The sequence below is a fragment of the Piscinibacter sp. HJYY11 genome, assembly GCF_016735515.1.
Taxonomy (GTDB): Bacteria; Pseudomonadota; Gammaproteobacteria; order Burkholderiales; family Burkholderiaceae_C; genus Rhizobacter.
Map to the genome: position 1 here is coordinate 4297813 of NZ_JAERQZ010000001.1, position 15728 is coordinate 4313540.

At 69.8% G+C, this 15728-nt stretch carries 17 protein-coding genes; 6 read left to right on the forward strand and 11 right to left on the reverse strand.

The genetic code is table 11. The annotated features are described in order from the left end of the window. Positions 1-7: 7 nt before the first annotated feature. The 8 genes from JI745_RS20160 to JI745_RS20195 form a co-directional block, all read right to left on the reverse strand. Positions 8-1189, reverse strand: a complete 1182-nt coding sequence (locus JI745_RS20160; RefSeq protein WP_201811138.1) for an acyl-CoA dehydrogenase family protein — start codon at positions 1187-1189, stop codon at positions 8-10. A gap of 20 nt (positions 1190-1209) precedes the next feature. Further along, on the reverse strand, positions 1210-3315 hold the full coding sequence (locus JI745_RS20165; RefSeq protein WP_201811140.1) for a 3-hydroxyacyl-CoA dehydrogenase NAD-binding domain-containing protein: 2106 nt from the start codon (positions 3313-3315) through the stop codon (positions 1210-1212). A 31-nt stretch (positions 3316-3346) separates the two neighbouring features. Then, entirely contained in the window at positions 3347-4519 is a 1173-nt protein-coding gene (locus JI745_RS20170; RefSeq protein ID WP_201811142.1) for an acetyl-CoA C-acyltransferase, read from the reverse strand. Between the two features lie 183 nt (positions 4520-4702). After that, positions 4703-5218: a hypothetical protein gene (locus JI745_RS20175; protein ID WP_201811144.1), complete on the reverse strand. Its 516-nt coding sequence runs from the start codon at positions 5216-5218 to the stop codon at positions 4703-4705. Positions 5219-5348: 130 nt separating this feature from the next. Further along, the gene (locus tag JI745_RS20180) at positions 5349-6038 is read right to left on the reverse strand and encodes a hypothetical protein (protein WP_201811146.1); all 690 of its coding nucleotides are present in this window, start codon (positions 6036-6038) and stop codon (positions 5349-5351) included. 10 nt (positions 6039-6048) lie between these two features. After that, on the reverse strand, positions 6049-7179 hold the full coding sequence (locus tag JI745_RS20185; protein ID WP_201811149.1) for a hypothetical protein: 1131 nt from the start codon (positions 7177-7179) through the stop codon (positions 6049-6051). Positions 7180-7294: 115 nt separating this feature from the next. Then, on the reverse strand, positions 7295-8584 hold the full coding sequence (locus tag JI745_RS20190; RefSeq protein ID WP_201811152.1) for an ATP-binding protein: 1290 nt from the start codon (positions 8582-8584) through the stop codon (positions 7295-7297). Further along, entirely contained in the window at positions 8581-9315 is a 735-nt protein-coding gene (locus JI745_RS20195) for a response regulator (protein WP_201811154.1), read from the reverse strand. The genes JI745_RS20190 and JI745_RS20195 overlap by 4 nt, the downstream gene beginning before the upstream one ends. A 172-nt stretch (positions 9316-9487) precedes the next feature. On the opposite strand from JI745_RS20195, the gene JI745_RS20200 reads away from it, so the two are divergent. The 4 genes from JI745_RS20200 to JI745_RS20215 all read left to right on the forward strand — a co-directional run bounded on the left by JI745_RS20200 (position 9488) and on the right by JI745_RS20215 (position 12486). Next, the gene (locus JI745_RS20200; RefSeq protein ID WP_201811156.1) at positions 9488-9952 is read left to right on the forward strand and encodes a DUF2147 domain-containing protein; all 465 of its coding nucleotides are present in this window, start codon (positions 9488-9490) and stop codon (positions 9950-9952) included. Continuing rightward, positions 9949-10656, forward strand: a complete 708-nt coding sequence (locus JI745_RS20205; RefSeq protein WP_201811158.1) for a cytochrome c biogenesis protein CcdA — start codon at positions 9949-9951, stop codon at positions 10654-10656. The genes JI745_RS20200 and JI745_RS20205 overlap by 4 nt, the downstream gene beginning before the upstream one ends. Positions 10657-10680: 24 nt before the next feature. Then, positions 10681-11226 (forward strand): thioredoxin family protein, encoded by a 546-nt coding sequence (locus tag JI745_RS20210; protein ID WP_404932825.1) that lies wholly within the window; start codon positions 10681-10683, stop codon positions 11224-11226. Between the two features lie 63 nt (positions 11227-11289). After that, complete coding sequence (locus JI745_RS20215) at positions 11290-12486, forward strand: GGDEF domain-containing protein (protein WP_201811160.1); 1197 nt, start codon at positions 11290-11292, stop codon at positions 12484-12486. A gap of 7 nt (positions 12487-12493) precedes the next feature. On the opposite strand, the gene JI745_RS20220 is transcribed toward JI745_RS20215, so the two are convergent. Continuing rightward, complete coding sequence (locus JI745_RS20220) at positions 12494-12814, reverse strand: hypothetical protein (RefSeq protein ID WP_201811162.1); 321 nt, start codon at positions 12812-12814, stop codon at positions 12494-12496. Between the two features lie 164 nt (positions 12815-12978). Here JI745_RS20220 and JI745_RS20225 point away from each other — a divergent pair, with 164 nt between their 5' ends. Continuing rightward, complete coding sequence (locus JI745_RS20225) at positions 12979-13176, forward strand: hypothetical protein (RefSeq protein ID WP_201811164.1); 198 nt, start codon at positions 12979-12981, stop codon at positions 13174-13176. A gap of 9 nt (positions 13177-13185) precedes the next feature. On the opposite strand, the gene JI745_RS20230 is transcribed toward JI745_RS20225, so the two are convergent. Then, positions 13186-13893 carry a CoA pyrophosphatase gene (locus JI745_RS20230; RefSeq protein ID WP_201811167.1) on the reverse strand — a complete coding sequence of 236 codons (708 nt, stop codon included), beginning with the start codon at positions 13891-13893 and terminating at the stop codon, positions 13186-13188. 47 nt (positions 13894-13940) lie between these two features. Between JI745_RS20230 and JI745_RS20235 the strand changes: the two genes are divergently transcribed. Further along, positions 13941-14252, forward strand: coding sequence for a hypothetical protein (locus JI745_RS20235; protein ID WP_201811169.1), 312 nt, complete (start codon positions 13941-13943; stop codon positions 14250-14252). A gap of 6 nt (positions 14253-14258) precedes the next feature. Here JI745_RS20235 and JI745_RS20240 read toward each other — a convergent pair whose 3' ends face one another. Continuing rightward, a complete protein-coding gene (locus JI745_RS20240) occupies positions 14259-15578 on the reverse strand; it encodes a hypothetical protein (protein WP_201811171.1) in 1320 nt (439 codons plus the stop codon). Between the last annotated feature and the right edge of the window lie 150 nt (positions 15579-15728).

The window sequence follows — 15728 nt, forward strand, 5'->3', positions numbered from 1 at the left end:
TGTCTCCTCACAGGCCGAGCGTGGCCTTGGCGATGATGTTGCGTTGCACTTCGTTCGAGCCGGCGTAGATGCTGACCTTGCGGTAGTTGAAGTAGCGCGGCGTGACGCTGGTCGCGACCGGGTCGAGCTCCTCGCCGTCGGTCGACCGGAAGGGCTGTGCGTTCGGGCCCAGGGCTTCGGAGGTGAGCAGGGTGATGGCCTGCGCGATCTCGGTGCCGCGGATCTTCAGCATCGACACGTCGGCCCCGGGTGGCTGGCCGCTGCGGCGCATCTTGTCGAGGAAGCGCATCGAGGTGAGCTCGAGCGCCTGCAGGTCGATCTCGATGCGGCTGAGCTTGTCGCGGAAGCGCAGGTCGTCGAGGAGGGGCTTGCCGTTCTTCAGCTCGCGCGCGGCGATTTCCTTCAGCTCGACCAGCATGCGCTTGCTGCCGCCCACGTTGCCCGAGCCCATGCGCTCGTGGCCGAGCAGGTATTTCGCGACCGTCCAGCCCTTGTTCTCTTCGAACACCAGGTTCTCCACCGGCACCTTCACGTCGTCGAAGAAGACTTCGTTCACCTCGTGGCCGCCGTCCATCAGGATCAGCGGGCGCACGGTGATGCCGGGTGTCTTCATGTCGATCAGCAGGAAGCTGATGCCCTCCTGCCGCTTCTCGGCGGTGGGGTCGGTGCGCACCAGGCAGAAGATCCAGTCGCCCCAGTGGCCGAGCGTGGTCCAGATCTTCTGGCCGTTGACGACGTAGTGGTCGCCTTTGCGCTCGGCGCGCGTCTTCACCGCAGCGAGGTCGGAGCCGGCGCCGGGCTCGGAATAGCCCTGCACCCAGAAGTCGACGCCATCGCGGATGCGCGGCAGGAAGAAGTCTTTCTGCCCCGGCGTGCCAAAGCGCATCAGCACCGAGGCGCACATGTTGGGGCCGAAGGCCGGCAGTCCCGGTGCGCCCGAGAGGCCGAACTGCTCTTGATAGAGGTAGCGCTGGGTGATGTTCCAGCCGGTGCCGCCCCATTCCTCGGGCCAGTGCGGCACCGACCAGCCCTTCTTCGCGAGGATGCGGTGCCAACGCATGACGTCGTCCTTGCTGAGCTCGCGGTGCTCGCGCACCTTGTCGCGGATGTCGGCAGGCAGGTTCGTGTCGAGCCAGGTTCGCACTTCGTCGCGGAAGGCCAGCTCTTCGGGGGAGTAGCTCAGGTCCATTGCGTTGTCTCCTTGTGGTCTCAGGTGCGCACGAATTTCTGGCCTTCGGCGGCCATCTTCTCGAGCAGCGGCGAGAGCTTGAAGTTGGCGCCCATGCGCGGGCCATATTCCTTCAGTTTCGCCGCCACCTTGTCGAGCCCCACGGTGTCGCCGTAGAACATCGGGCCACCGCGGTACACCGGCCAACCATAGCCGTTGAGCCACACCACGTCGATGTCGGAAGCCCTGAGCGCGATGCCTTCTTCCAGGATCTTGGCGCCCTCGTTGACCATGGCGTAGGTGCAGCGCTCGAGGATCTCGTCCTTGCCGATCTCGCGCGGCGTGCGGCCTTCCTTGGCCATGAAGTCGAGGATCACCTTCTTCGTGACCTCGCTCGGCCTGGCGTTGCGGTGTTCGTCGTAGTCGTAGTAGCCGGCGCTGGTCTTCTGGCCACGGCGGTCCATCTCGCACAGCACTTCGCGGATGGTGGCGCTCCTGCTCTTGTCCTTGCTCCAGCCGAGGTCCAGGCCGGCCAGGTCGCTCATCGCATACGGGCCCATCGGCATGCCGAAGTCGTAGAGCACCTGGTCGATGTCCCAGGGCATCGCGCCTTCCATCAGCATCGCCAGCGCCTGCTGCGAGCGCGCGGCGAGGATGCGGTTGCCGATGAAGCCGGGGCACACGCCGGAGATGGCGGCCACCTTGCCGATCTTCTTGCCGACGTGCATGGCGGTGGCAAGCGCGGTGTCGGAGGTCTTCTCGCCGCGCACCACTTCCAGCAGTTTCATCACGTTGGCCGGCGAGAAGAAATGCATGCCGACCACCGCCTCGGGCCGTGAGGTGGCGGCCGAGGCGATCTCGTTGACGTCGAGCGCCGAGGTGTTGGTGGCGAGCACGGCACCGCGCTTCACGATGCGGTCGAGCTTGCCGAAGATCTCTTTCTTCACCGCCATGTTCTCGAACACGGCTTCGATCACCAGGTCGCAGTCGGCGAGCTGTTCCATCTCGAGCGTGCCGGTGATGAGGGCCATGCGCTTCTCGACTTCCTCCTGCGTGAAGCGGCCTTTCTTCGCCGAGTTGTCGTAGTTCTTGCGGATGACGCCGAGGCCCCGGTCCAGCGCGGCCTGGGCCGTCTCGACGACGGTGACCGGAACGCCGACGTTGGCGAAGTTCATCGCGATGCCGCCGCCCATGGTGCCGGCGCCGATGATGCCGACCTTCTTCACGTCGACGAGCGGCGTGTCAGCCGGGATGCCGGGAATCTTGGCGGCCTCGCGCTGCGCGAAGAAGGCGTAGCGTTGCGCGATCGACTCGGTGCCGGTGACGAGCTGCTGGAAGAGGCGCCGCTCGGTGGCGAGGCCGTCTTCGAAGGAACCGTTGACCGCCGCTTCCACGCACTGGATGCAGGCCTCGGGCGCCGGCAGGCCACGGAACTTCTTCGCGTTGGCCTTGCGCACGGCCGCGAAGATCTCGGGCTTGCCGCGCGCGGCAGCAAGCTTGTCGTCGTTGTCGCGCACCTTGCGCAGCGGGCGCTTCTCGGCCAGCACCTTCTTCGCGAACGCGATGGCGCTCGACCGCAGCTCGCCTTCGGGCACCAGCGCGTCGAGCAGGCCCATCTCCAAGCATTCCTTCGCCGGCACGTGCGTGCCGTTGACGATCATGTCGAGGCCTTTCTCCACGCCCACGATGCGCGGCAGGCGCTGCGTGCCACCGGCGCCCGGCAGCACGCCGATCAGCACCTCGGGCAGGCCGCACTTGGCGCTGGGCACCCCCACGCGGTAGTGGCAGCACATCGCCACTTCGAGCCCACCGCCGAGCGCGGTGCCGTGAATGGCGGCAATCACCGGCTTGGGCGAGTTCTCGATCAGGTCCTGCGCCTCGCGCAGGCTCGGGGCTTTCGGTGGCTTGCCGAACTCGGTGATGTCGGCGCCGGCGAGAAAGGTGCGGCCGGCGCAGATCAGCACCACGGCCTTCACGTCGGGGTTGGCGGCCGCGGCCTGCATGCCCGACACGATGCCTTGGCGCGTCGCCTTCGAGAGCGCATTGACTGGCGGGTAGTCGATGGTGAGGATGCCGATGTCGCCTTCGACCGTGAAGGTGCCGGCGCCGCTGGTGTCGCTGATTGCGCCGTTGTTGGTGATCGTCATGTGTTTGTCTCCGTCCTGTTGGTGGAATGGGTCAGAACACTTCGAAGAGGCCCGCGCCGCCCATGCCGCCGCCGATGCACATCGACACGACCACGTGCTTCGCGCCACGGCGCTTGCCTTCCATCAGCGCGTGGCCGGTGAGGCGCGCGCCCGTCATGCCGAAGGGGTGGCCGATGGCGATGGAGCCGCCGTTGACGTTGTAGATGTCGGGGTTGATGCCGAGCTTGTCGCGGCTGTAGAGGCACTGGCTCGCGAAGGCTTCGTTCAGCTCCCACAGGTCGATGTCGTCGATCTTCAGACCGTGGCGCTCCAGCAGGCGCGGGATGGCGAAGACCGGGCCGATGCCCATCTCGTCGGGCTCGCAGCCGGCGACGGCCCAGCCCTTGAAAGCCCCCAGCGGCTGCAGGCCCCGCTTCTCGGCTTCCTTCGCTTCCATCAGCACCACGGCGGCGGCGCCATCGCTGAGCTGGCTCGCGTTGCCCGCGGTGATGAATTTGCCCGGCCCACGCACCGGCTCGAGCTTGGCCAGGCCTTCGAGCGTGGTGTCGGGGCGGTTGCACTCGTCGCGGTCGACCACGGTGTCGACGATGGTCTCGGCCTTGGTCACCTTGTCGACGAGCTTCATCTTGGTCTTCACCGAAATGATCTCGTCCTTGAACTTGCCGGCCTTCTGTGCCGCGGCCATCAGCTGCTGCGAGCGCAGCGAGTATTCGTCTTGATAGTCACGGCTGATGCCGTAACGCTGCGCGACGATGTCGGCCGTGTCGATCATCGGCATCCAGATCGCGGGGTGCAGGTCGGTGAGCGTCGGGTCCTGCCCGCCACCACCGCCGCCCTGGTGGCTGATCGAATCGACACCGCCCGCCACCATGATGTTGGCGCCGTCGTGGAGGATGTAGTTGGCCGCCACTGCAATCGCATTCAGGCCCGACGAGCAGGCGCGGTTGAGCGTCATGCCGCTGGTCGTGACCGGCAGGCCGGCGAGCAGGCCTGCGGCGCGCGCCACGTTGCCCGAGGCGGCCACCTGGCCGGCGATCACGTCTTCCACTTCCTTCGGGTCGACCTTCGAGCGGTCGACCGCGTGCTGGATCGCATGGCCCAGCATCGTCATGCTCGGCGTGATGTTGAAGCCGCCGCGTGCGGCCTTGGCAAGACCGGTGCGGGCATAGGAAACGATGACGGCCTGTCGGTTCGAAGAAGTCATGGGTGTTGCCTCTGGCAGAACGGTTGGAGGGAGTGCCAACCCATGATGACCACAAATGTCGATGGCCGCTGTCGCGCAGTGAACAAGCGAGCGCGCCTGCCGGAATTCCCGGGGCTAGTCCGGATGGCCGGACAAAGAAGAAGGGGCGCCGCAGCGCCCCTTCTGGATGAACAGCACGAAGGATCAGTGGCCGTCGCGATCGGAATCGCCCGGGATCACGTTTTCCACCGTGTTGCTCAAACGGTGCCACGCATCGCGCGAGGCGTGCTTGGCGTTGTCCCACTCCAGGGACGACTTGCCGCGGCGTGCGCTCCAGCCGCGGCCGAGCTCGGGCTCCACCTCGTCGAAGGTGCGGCCGGGGTATCGGCTGTACGCGTCGACGCCGTAGCCGTAGGCCGGCTGGTACTCGTCGTACGCCGCATCGCGGTCGACGTAGGGACGGTCGGCGTAGTTGTCGCGCCAGAACGTGTCTTCTGCCGCGGGGTCAACCGCACGTGCCACGGCCTTGCCAGACAGGGCACCGACCACGGCACCGGCGACGGCGCCGACGGCCGCGCCGACCGGGCCGGTCATGCCGCCGACGGCTGCGCCCGCGGCGGCACCGCCCGCCACGCCACCCGCCACGCCGCCGACGACGGCGCCCGTGCCGGTGGCCGCGGGATGAGAGGTCTTGCCGGTAGTCTTGTTGGTGTTCAACATGGACAACTCCTTCAGTGATGAACGAGCCTCCAGCTTAGGAATCGGGCCGACGATCGACCATCCCCCCTGGTCTGATTGCCTTGCAGGCGATGCGGACCCGTCCACGTCAGCCTAGGCCCACAAGCGGGGTTCAACCGTTCTTGAACAGGCCGCGCTCCTTCATGCGCATCAGGCGCGAGCGGGTGGCGGGCTTGTGCGACAGCGCGGTCACGTGCAGCGTGGCCTCGGGCAGGTCGCCCTCATCGTCGTCGGTGTCGTGGTGCGGTGCGGCAGGGGTGTCGTCCGGGTATGCGTTCATCGCGGCCCATGGCGCGGGCTCGTCGTGCACGTCGTCTGCGGTCTCGCGCAGCGGCGTGACGTCGGCCACAACGTCCACATCGGCCACCACATCCATCAACACCGGCAGTTCGCGCATCACCTGCTCCAGGTCGTGCCGGCTCGGGCGCCCGCTGCGGCGCTCGGGCCGCGTGGGCGGCACGGGCACCGGTTCGGCGTTGATCGCAAGGTCGACGAAGTCGGCCTCGACGCGCTTCTCGGGCACGGCGCGGGCACGCTTGGCGCGCCGCGCGAGTGCGGGCAGCGGCTCGGTGTCCGGCGGTGGCGGCGGCACGACGTCTTGCCGCGTGACGAGGTCCGCCCGTGTCTCCACCGGGGCCGGGGCCATGGCGCTCGCGCCGTGGATGCGCACCTTCTCCCACACGAGCCCGGCCGCGGCCAGCTGCCGCAGGCGCTCGGCGCGGGCGCGGGTGCTCTTCAATGCAGAGAGGGCGGCGTAGAGCTCGGGGTAGACCTCGCTGTCGATCTCGAATTCCAGGCGCATGGGGTGGCGCTCAGCTCTCGGCAAGCGCCTCGCCGATCATCTGGAAGCCCCGCACGTTGGCCGCCATCGACTCCGGCATCACGAACACCGGGATCGCTGGGAAGCGCTTCTGCAGCACGTCGCGGTAGCGCTCCGGGTGGCCCCCGACCAGCACGATCAGGTCGACGATCTCGTGCGCATCGCGCAGGCCGTCGACCATGCGGTTGATCGAATCCTCGACCACGCTCATCACCACCGGCTCGAAGCGGCCGAGGTCGTGCGCGGTGCCCGAGAGCTTGACCGGCTTGCCGGCGCGCAGCGCTTCGTTGATGCGCGGCATCACCGCGGGCCCGAGCGGGCGGCCCACCTCGGCGGCGAGCGACTCCTGCACCGCGCGCACCACGCGGTGGCGGCCGGCGTCGGAGGCGGCGCCGCTCGCACGCGGGTTGATCGAGCCCTGCTGGATCAGCAGCCAGTCGAGCGTGTGCTCGCCGGGGTCGACCATCAGCACCGAGAGATCGTCCAGGTCGTCGGCACTCTCCAGCGGCTCGAGCGCGCCGCCGGTCTGCCGGATCACCGTGTTGAGCTCCTCGAGCTCTTCGCCGATGGCGGCATAGCCGCCCATGGGCTGCGCCTGCACGATGACCTTGCGCACGGTGACCGTCCGGCCGTCGCCGACGTCGATCTCGCCTTCGTAGTGCTGGCGCAGGTAGTCGCGCCGCGTGGCGTCGTTGTACTGGTTGACCGGCAGGCCGAGCACCAGCAGGTCGATGCGCGTGTCGCCGGCCTCGGCCATGTAGCGCAGCGCGCCCTTGGTGAGGGCCTCGTAGATGGTGCCGCGGTAGAACTCGTCGGTCACGTCGCGGCCGAAGCTGCCGCCGGCCTGCGCAAGGCCGACGTCGCGGCCCACTTCGAAGAGCGCGCCGTTGACCGGCACGTCGTAGGTGTCGCGGCGGCGCGTGCCGAGCGTGCGAACCGCGCTCGCATCGGCCGGGATCGCCATCGAAGGAAAGTGGACGATGTTGACGCCATCGTCGTCGTTCACCGTGAGCTTGACGAGCCCGAAGCCCACGTCGATCGCGCGCACGACAGGGGACGACGCGCTCTGCGGAGCGGTGACCTGCCGCAGCTTGGAGGACGACGAGGTGGAAGGGGTGGGCATGCAGGTCTCCATGCGTGTAGTGGGTCGTGGGCTGTTTATAGGCGCATGGCTCTCCACACGGAATGGAAAAGGCATGCGCGCAGCGTGGAACGCCGATTGCTCCCGCGCGCTCCCGTCAGGCGCGGCTGTCGAAGCGTGCGTCGAGCCCGCCGCCGTCGCGTGGGCCGAGCACGAGTCGCCCACCGAGCCCCTGGGCGAGCTGGTGTGCGATGGCGAGGCCGAGGCCGGTGCCGCCGGTGCTGCGGTGGCGTGAATCCTCGAGGCGCACGAAGGGTTGCATCACGCGCTCGAGCTGGTCGGCGGGGATGCCGGGGCCGCGGTCGAGCACCTGGAGCGTCCAGCCGTCGGCCTGTGCGGTGAGCTGCACCTCGGCGCTGCCGGCGAACTTGAGCGCGTTGTCGATGAGATTGCACAGCAGCCGGCGCAGCGCCTGCGGGCGGGTGGGGGCGTGCAGTGGCGCCGCCGCAAGCAACGCGACGGGCCGGCCTGCATCGGCGTAGTCGAGCACGATGCTCTGCACCAGCGCCTGCAGGTCGGTGCGCTGCGGTGCTTCGTGCGCGGCCTGGGCCGAGCGCGCGTAGGCAATGCCTTCTTCCACCATCGATTGCATCTCGGCCAGGTCGGCGTGCAGCTTGTTGCGCAGCGCGGCGTCGGCCTGCAGGTCGGCGCGCAGGCGCATGCGGGTGATGGGCGTCTGCAGGTCGTGCGAGACGGCCGCGAGGATGTGCATGCGCTCCTGCAGGTGCGCCTCGATGCGCTGCTGCATGCGGTTGAAGGCCGCGGCGGCGCGCGCCACTTCGCTCGGGCCGTCTTCGGCGAGCGGCGTGGCGGGCTGCTCGGGCTGCAACTGGTCGGCCGCGTCGGCGAGCTTCTGCAGCGGCCGGGTGGCGGTGCGCACGGCCCACACGCTCAGGCCGGCGAGCAGCGCGAGCTGCAGCGCGAGCGCGGCCCAGGCCCAGGGCGAGATGCGCAGGCGCGGCTCGTCGAGCTCGATCACGAGCGGCGGGCCGCCGGCGAGCGGCAGCAGCACGCGCAGCGCGGCGCCGGGGGTGTTGCCTTCGACGACGGTGAGCGGCCGGCTGGGCCCAAGCGCCTGCGAGAGTTCGCGTGCCACCGACTGCGCGAGGGCCGACGACGCCGGCGCTGCGGCCGATGCCGAGGCCTCGAAGGTCAGCCGGTAGTTGCGCCGCGACAGGCGCTGCAGCCACTGCCCGCGCTCATCGGCCGGCAGCCGCTCCAGCACCGCGACCGAGCTCGCGATGTCGCTCGCCAGGTAGCTCACCATCATTCCGCGCATCACCATGCTGCGCTCGAGCAGCACCCAGGCGAAGGTGAGCCCGTGCGCGAGCAGCAGCCCCGTGAGCAGCACGGCCAGGATGCGCGCGTGCAGCGACCACCGCCTCATGCCGGCGTCACCGCTTCACTGAACACATAGCCCTCGTTGCGCACCGTCTTGATGTAGCGCGGCTCGCGCACGCCGTCGCCCAGGCGCTGGCGCAGGCGGCTGACGAGCAGGTCGATCGAGCGGTCGAACACCTCGGCCTCGCGGCCTTGGGTGAGGTTGAGCAACTGGTCGCGTGTGAGAACGCGTTGCGGGTGCGACAGCAGCACGCGCAGCAGCCGGTACTCCGCGCCCGAGAGGGCGACGATGGCGCCGCTCGCATCCAGCAGGTGGCGCGCGGTGGTGTCGAGCCGCCAGTCGCCGAATGCGAGCACGCGCGCCGGCTCCTGCGCGGCCAGGTTGGGCGGCAGCATGCGGGTGCGGCGCAGCACCGAGCGGATGCGGGCGAGCAACTCGCGCGCCGCGAAAGGCTTGGTGAGGTAGTCGTCGGCGCCGAGTTCCAGGCCGAGGATGCGGTCGGCCTCGTCGCTGCGCGCGGTGAGCATCACGATCGGCAGGTGCGGCTGGCCGGGCGCGCGCAGCTCGCGGCACAGCGTGATGCCGTCGGTGCCCGGCAGCATCAGGTCGAGCACCACGAGGTCGATGCGGCTTGAGGCGAGCACGGCGCGCATCTCGCGGGCATCGGCGGCCACGCTCGCCTGCAGGCCCTGGCGGCGCATGTACTCGGCGGTGAGCTCGCGGATGTCGGCGTCGTCGTCGACGATGAGCACGTGGTCGGCGGCAGCTTCTGTCATGGCGTGGATTGTGGGCAGGTGGCGCGGGGGGCGGGCGCGCTGGTTTGTATCCCAGTTTGTCTGGCCCCGCGGCCGACACCTGACGCGACAAAAAGCCGCCCTCCGAACACACCGCCGACAAGCGCGCTTCCTGTAATGCGGCTTCCTCCCTCACGACCTACGAGGCCCGCCCATGAAGCTCCATCCCCTCCTCCTCTTGACCCTGGCCGGCCCCGCGCTGGCGCAACCCGCTGCGCCGCTCGGCCGCTGGATCACCGAGAGCGGCAACCTGGAGATCGAGATCGCACCCTGTGCCGAGCCGCCGGCCGGCCCGCTGTGCGGCAAGGTGGTGCGCGTGCTGGCCAACCGCTCGATGAGCGCCGCCGGCCAGGAGATGCAGCCGGCCGACACACGACCCGCGCTGGGCATGACGCTGCTGACGGGTCTGCAGCCAGCGGGTGAGGGCGCCTACAAGGGCACGATCTACAACCGCGAGAGCGCCAAGCACTACCGCGTGAAGCTCACGCCCGCCGAGCCGGCCCAGCTGTTGGTGCGCGGCTATGTGGGCCTGCCGCTCTTCGGCAAGACGCAGGTGTGGCGCCGGCCCGCGCCGGAAGCCGCCGCCCCGGCCGAGGCCGCCTCGGGGGCTGCGCGGTGAGCTCGCCGCTGCTCGCCTTCTCGGCTGGCGTGCTGACGATCGCGGCGCCCTGCGTGCTGCCCATGCTGCCGGTCGTGCTGGGCGCGTCGCTCGGCTCGCAGCAGCGCACGCGGCCGCTCTTCATCGCGCTTGGCTTCGCGCTCGCGTTTGCGGCGGTGGTGCTGCTGTTCTCGAGCTTCACCCGCGTGCTGGGCCTGTCGCACGACACCTTGCGCAACGTGGCGGCGGTGCTGCTGCTCGGCTTCGGCCTGCTGATGGTGTGGCCGTCGCTGTATCACCGCATCAGCCTCCAGGCGAGCGGTGCGCTGAGTGGGGTCGCCGGCTGGCAGCCGTCGGAGCGCGTGCGCGACAGCGCGCTCGGCGGCCTGCTGCTCGGCGCGAGCCTCGGCGTGGTGTGGACGCCCTGCGCCGGCCCGGTGCTCGCGTCCATCCTCACCCTCATCGCCACCGAGCCGGCCTCGGGCCGTGCGGCGCTGCTGCTCGTCACCTATTCGCTCGGCGCTGCGCTGCCGATGCTGCTGATCGCCTACGGCGGCCAGGTGGCGAGCGGCTGGGTGCGCCGCATGGCCGGTGGCCTGCAGCGGCTGCAGCAGGGCTTCGGCGTGGTGGTGATGGTCGTGGCGCTCGCGCTGCTGTTCCACCTGGATGGCGCACTGACGGTGTGGCTCGCCGATCTCTACCCAAGCCTCGCCACCGGGCTTTGATCAATCGAACGAAAGGAAGATGACATGAACCTCCGACTCTCCCGCCGCCACGTGTTGCACGCGATGGCCGGCGCCGTGGCAGGCGCCACGCTGCCTGCGCGTGCCGCCGTCTCGGCCGCGCAGCTCCCCGACTTCGGCGCTGCGCCCGAATTTGCCGGCATCGAGCGCTGGCTCAACTCCAGCGCGCTCACCATGGCCGGCCTGCGCGGCCGTGTGGTGATGATCGACTTCTGGACCTTCGCCTGCATCAACTGCCAGCGCACCATGCCGCACGTCAACCGCTGGGCCGAGACCTACACGCCACAGGGGCTCACGCTCGTGGGCGTGCACACGCCCGAGTTCCCCTTCGAGCGCTCGGCCGACAACGTGATCGCCGCGATGAAGCGCATGGGCATCCGCCACCCGGTCGCGCAGGACAACCGCTTCGCCACCTGGAAGGCCTATGCCAACCAGTACTGGCCGGCCACCTACCTCGTCGATGCCAAGGGGCGCATCCGCTACAAGCACTTCGGCGAAGGTGAGTACGAGCGCACCGAAGCCGTGATCCGCGCGCTATTGGCCGAGCGCTAGAAGCCGGCCGCGCTGCGTGATATACCGCCACCCAGAAACATGGGTCGGTGGGAGTGACGCGGCATGTCCAGTTTGTCGCCTTCGGAAATTGCGTTCCTGATGCTCGCGATGGTGCAGGCCGTCGCGGCGGTGGTGTGGGGCATCGGTGCCTGTTGGTTCCGCGAAGCGCGTGCGGCCGCGGCCCACTGGGCCGGCTACGCGGCCTGCAGCGCCGCCACCTTCCTCTACCTCGGCACGCACCTGCAGGCCTTGCCCATGGCGGGCGTGCTGCTCGGCATGGTCGGGCTCATGCTGCTGCAGCATGGCGTGTGGCACTTCACCGGCCAGGTGCGCCGCTTCGCGCCCCATGCGGCCATGCTGGTGGTGGCGGCGCTTGCCTCGTGGGTCGGCGAAGACCCGGCCTGGCGCCGCGCGCAGGCGGTGGTGCACTACACGCTGATGACCACGCTCTACCTGTGGACCGCGGTCGACCTCTACCGCTATGCGCGCGGCACACTGAAGGTGCGCTTTCCCATCCTGATGACGGTGCCGCTGCTGCTGGCGGGGCTCAACTCGGGCGGGCGTGCGCTGCGCACTGCGCTCAAGCCCGAGGCGCTGGCGACCGAGATCGCCTCGCACAGCTCGCTCAACGTCGGCACCGCGATGGCGGTGGTGGCGATGATCACGATGCTGCACGCCACGCTGATGGCGCTGGTGGTGGCGCGCCTGATCCAGCAGCTGCACTGGCGCGCGCGGCACGACGGGCTGACCGGCCTGCTGAACCGCCGTGCGATGCAGGAAGCCATCGACGAGCAACTGCACCGCAGCCGCCGCGCCGGCGACACCTTCGCGGTGGTGATGGTCGACATCGACCACTTCAAGTCCATCAACGACCAGCACGGCCATGCCGCCGGCGACCAGGCCCTGAAGCACACCGCGGCCCTGCTGCAGACGCACGTGCGCTCGGTCGACCGCGTGGGCCGCTTCGGCGGCGAGGAGTTCATCGTGCTGCTGCCCGGCGTGGGGCTCGCGCAGGCGGCGCAGGTGGCCGAGGCGCTGCGCTCGCGCCTGGCGGGGCAGCAGATGCCGCGCGAAGGCGAGCCGCTCGCCCTGTCGGCGAGTTTCGGCGTGGCGGAATGGAAAGGGCCGAGCGAGGAGCCGTCGCGCCTCCTGATGCGCGCCGACGAGGCGCTCTACCGCGCCAAGCGCGCCGGCCGCAACCAGGTGCAGGCGGCCAACGACGCGACGCAGCCCGAGCCGGGCGATCCCGTCGCGGCCTGAGGGCCGGTCAGCGCGAGTGTGCGTTGCCCCGCAGCCGCTCGAGCAGGCGCTCGGCCTGCTGCGCGGCGACGGCGGCATGGCCGCTGCCGTCGAGGTCGGCGAAGCAGCCGTAGCTCTCGAAGTAGATGTTCTCGGCGGTGGTCTGCAGCGCAGGCAGCGCCGGCAGCACGAACTTGCGCATCTGCACTTCGCCCAGCTCGCGCGAGACGATCACGCGGGCCGTGCGGGCGGCCCACAGGTAACGCCAGGCGTTCATCTCGACGTGGTGGCCTTCGGCCACTTCCAGGAACACGATCTGGTCACGAAGTCGGGCTTGCTCGCGAAACACTGCACATCTCCGGTGGTCGGCGGGTGAGGAACCCCATGCTGTGAATCTTCACGCGCCTGTCGCCGGACGATGCGTCGAATAGCGGTACTTCTGCACCCTTTCAGGCGCGACCGCAAAATGCGGCAGGCCCGAGATTTGCTGTACCCGTTGTCAGGAGGCACACCATGCAGACACTGGACGAGATGTTGGCCCTGCACCTGCTCACGGCGGACCAGCACGCCGAGATCCACGCGTGGGTGGCGCAGGCCAAGACGCCCGAGGCCATCATGCAGATGCGGCCGGCCCTCTGGCGCCGGCTGGAGCTGGCGAGCGTGCTGATGAATTTCGATGCCGACCTGATGCAGCCGCCCGCGCAAGGCTGAGGCCGCGCGTCACTTCCAGGCGAACATCGGCTGGTCGAAATGCGCCACGCGGGTGGCGCGGCCTTCGAGGCACACCTCGCGGAACTGGTACAGCAGTGCCGCGGTGGGCGCGGCGATCCAGTCGGTGCCCACCGGCATGCGCAGCACGACGTGCTCGCCGTGGTCGGTGCGGTCGAGCAGCGGCGCATCGGGGCGCAGGAATTCATCGATGCGGATGCGGTGCACGCTGGCCACTTCCTGCGGGTTGGGCACGAGCTCGCGGGCCGCGCCCGCCCACACCACCACCGGCGTGATGACGAAGCCCGATCGCGTGACGTAGTCGTCGAGGCGGCCCAGCACGGCGCTCGCGTCGAGCCGCAGGTTCACTTCTTCGGCCATCTCGCGCAGCGCGGCTTCTTCAGGCGACTCGCCGGCGTCGATGCGCCCGCCCGGCAGCGCCCACTGGCCGGCATGCCGGCGCAGCTGCATCGACCGGCGCGTCAGCAGCAGGGCGGCCTGCTCGCTCCAGGTGTCGGGCCGCGGCAGGCCGCGCAACTCGGCGCCCAGGCCTTCGTCCACGATCGCCAGCGCCACCGCCGCGGTGTGCAGTGGCGTCTCGGCGCTTGCGGCCATCAGCTCGAAGCTCAGCAGGTGCTGCTCGATCAGCGAACGCAGCGCGTCGTTGCGTGGCAGGTCGCGGTGGTGGGAGAAGGCGGAAATGGTCACTTGAGGGAACATGCCGCAATTCCGGCGCTGCTGCAACCCGATCGTTCCACCCCACCGCGATGCACTACCTCACCTTCGACCTGAGCGACAACGACGAGGGCGTGACCACGCTCGAAGCCCTGGCCTCCACACCGGCAGCGCAGCACGAGGCGGTGATGGCCGAGGTGCAGCAGGTGCTCGACTGGGCGTGGCGCGAGTTCCCGCACACGCACGGCGCGGCCGACGACGGCATGGACTGGGACCACGACCTGCAGGTGCAGGTAGAGGCCGGCCGCGATGGCAAGGCGTGGCACAGCGTGACGCTGACCCTGACCGGCTCGGCCCGATTCGTCGAGGCCTTCGTGGCGGCCTTCGGCGACCCCGCCGATTGACAGGCCTCAGGCCGGGCTGCCCCAGAGTTTCGGCTGCCAGTGCCAGCCCGAGCGGGTGACCAGCGCGCACAGCACGGTGAGCACGCCTTCGCCGTCGAGCGTGGCGGCATGGCGGCGCGGCAGCTCGGCGTGGTGCGCGTGCAGCATCAGCGGCACGGCGTTCAGTCGTCGGGGTTCGATCATGGTGGCCTGCCAGGTGGCGGTCCACACGTACTGCGCATCGGGGCCGGCCGCGCTGTGCCAGTCGCTCGATTCGCCGACGGAGGCCATGGTGGCTTCGTCCTCGTCACGCGGTGCGTCGCCGTTCACGCGCAGCTTCTCGTGCACGTGCACGCAGCCGCGGGTGGGGTCGAGGCGCAGGGTGATCTGGTGCGTGCGGTGCGGGTCGGGCGAGGCGTCGACACGCAGGGCCGGCGCACCATCGGCCACTGCCACCTCGCTGATCTCGAACGGCCCGCCGGGGCGGCCGAGCGACAGCAGGCGGGCCTGAAGCTGCTCGGGCGTGGCCACCGGCGCGCCGCGCTGTGCCGGCACGCGGGTGGTGTGCACGCTGCCCCAGGCGATGAGCGCGACGAAGACCGCGCCGTGCAGGAGCGCCATCACAGCAAAGAACGGCCAGCGCGGCGCGGGCTCGGCCGGGGCCCGGGTGTAGCGATCGGCCGGTGCGGGCACCTGCTGGGCCGCCAGGCGCGCGAGGCCGCTGGCCATGTCGCGGGCACGCAGGTCCAGGAGGTCGGGGCCGTGCAGCTCGAGCAGCACGAAGGTCGAGCCGACGCCCACCAGCCGCCGGCCGCGGCGCCCGGCTTCGAAGAAGGGCTCGGACGGGATGCCCTGCGTGAGCATCGAGAGGTAGCGCTCGGCCGCCTCGGTGTCGTCGAAGCGGGTGAGGCGCAGTTCGGTGTGGTCGTTGAAACGGGCCGAGCGCACGAACACGATGCCGGCGCCTTGCAGCGGCGCGTCCTGCACGTCGGCCGCGCCACGCACGAGGCGCTGTGCATCGAGCACGGGGCGCTCGGGCCGCGGCGGCTCGGCGTGTGGGTCGATCGAGCCGGCCCAGAAGAGCAGCACGATGGGGCAGGCGAGCGTGGCGGCCAGCATGTGCAGCGTGTAGCGGCGCGCATCGCCGATGTCGCGCCACAGCAGGGCCAGGCCTGCCAGCGGCACCAGCGCGCAGGCGCCCAGGGCTTCGAGGTTGAGGGGGATGCCGGTGAACGCGAGCCAGGCCAGCACGGCGCCGGCGAACACCACGAGGTACGCACAGCAGACCATGCCCAGGCGGCGCACGGGATAGGCCGGCGACAGGGGGAGGGCAGGAAGGGTAGACATGCCGGCAGTCTGGGCGGCGGCCGTTTCGTCGGCGTTTCTCGGGCAGGCGGGGTGTGTTTCGTTTGTAGGGGGTTGCACGGGTGTCGCGCATCGCGTCGGCGACAGCGCCTGCAGCCGCTTGCTGCAAGCATGGCCCGGCCCTGCACCACG

What these genes read in the sequence shown, in the direction of transcription:
- JI745_RS20230 (WP_201811167.1), bottom strand. Translation starts at nt 13,893, where the DNA reads ATGTTCCCTCAAGTGACCATTTCCGCCTTCTCCCACCACCGCGACCTG.
- JI745_RS20180 (WP_201811146.1), bottom strand. Translation starts at nt 6,038, where the DNA reads ATGCGCCTGGAATTCGAGATCGACAGCGAGGTCTACCCCGAGCTCTAC.
- JI745_RS20160 (WP_201811138.1), bottom strand. Translation starts at nt 1,189, where the DNA reads ATGGACCTGAGCTACTCCCCCGAAGAGCTGGCCTTCCGCGACGAAGTG.
- JI745_RS20190 (WP_201811152.1), bottom strand. Translation starts at nt 8,584, where the DNA reads ATGAGGCGGTGGTCGCTGCACGCGCGCATCCTGGCCGTGCTGCTCACG.
- JI745_RS20195 (WP_201811154.1), bottom strand. Translation starts at nt 9,315, where the DNA reads ATGACAGAAGCTGCCGCCGACCACGTGCTCATCGTCGACGACGACGCC.
- JI745_RS20165 (WP_201811140.1), bottom strand. Translation starts at nt 3,315, where the DNA reads ATGACGATCACCAACAACGGCGCAATCAGCGACACCAGCGGCGCCGGC.
- JI745_RS20200 (WP_201811156.1), top strand. Translation starts at nt 9,488, where the DNA reads ATGAAGCTCCATCCCCTCCTCCTCTTGACCCTGGCCGGCCCCGCGCTG.
- JI745_RS20235 (WP_201811169.1), top strand. Translation starts at nt 13,941, where the DNA reads ATGCACTACCTCACCTTCGACCTGAGCGACAACGACGAGGGCGTGACC.
- JI745_RS20215 (WP_201811160.1), top strand. Translation starts at nt 11,290, where the DNA reads ATGTCCAGTTTGTCGCCTTCGGAAATTGCGTTCCTGATGCTCGCGATG.
- JI745_RS20240 (WP_201811171.1), bottom strand. Translation starts at nt 15,578, where the DNA reads ATGTCTACCCTTCCTGCCCTCCCCCTGTCGCCGGCCTATCCCGTGCGC.
- JI745_RS20225 (WP_201811164.1), top strand. Translation starts at nt 12,979, where the DNA reads ATGCAGACACTGGACGAGATGTTGGCCCTGCACCTGCTCACGGCGGAC.
- JI745_RS20210 (WP_404932825.1), top strand. Translation starts at nt 10,681, where the DNA reads ATGAACCTCCGACTCTCCCGCCGCCACGTGTTGCACGCGATGGCCGGC.
- JI745_RS20185 (WP_201811149.1), bottom strand. Translation starts at nt 7,179, where the DNA reads ATGCCCACCCCTTCCACCTCGTCGTCCTCCAAGCTGCGGCAGGTCACC.
- JI745_RS20170 (WP_201811142.1), bottom strand. Translation starts at nt 4,519, where the DNA reads ATGACTTCTTCGAACCGACAGGCCGTCATCGTTTCCTATGCCCGCACC.
- JI745_RS20175 (WP_201811144.1), bottom strand. Translation starts at nt 5,218, where the DNA reads ATGTTGAACACCAACAAGACTACCGGCAAGACCTCTCATCCCGCGGCC.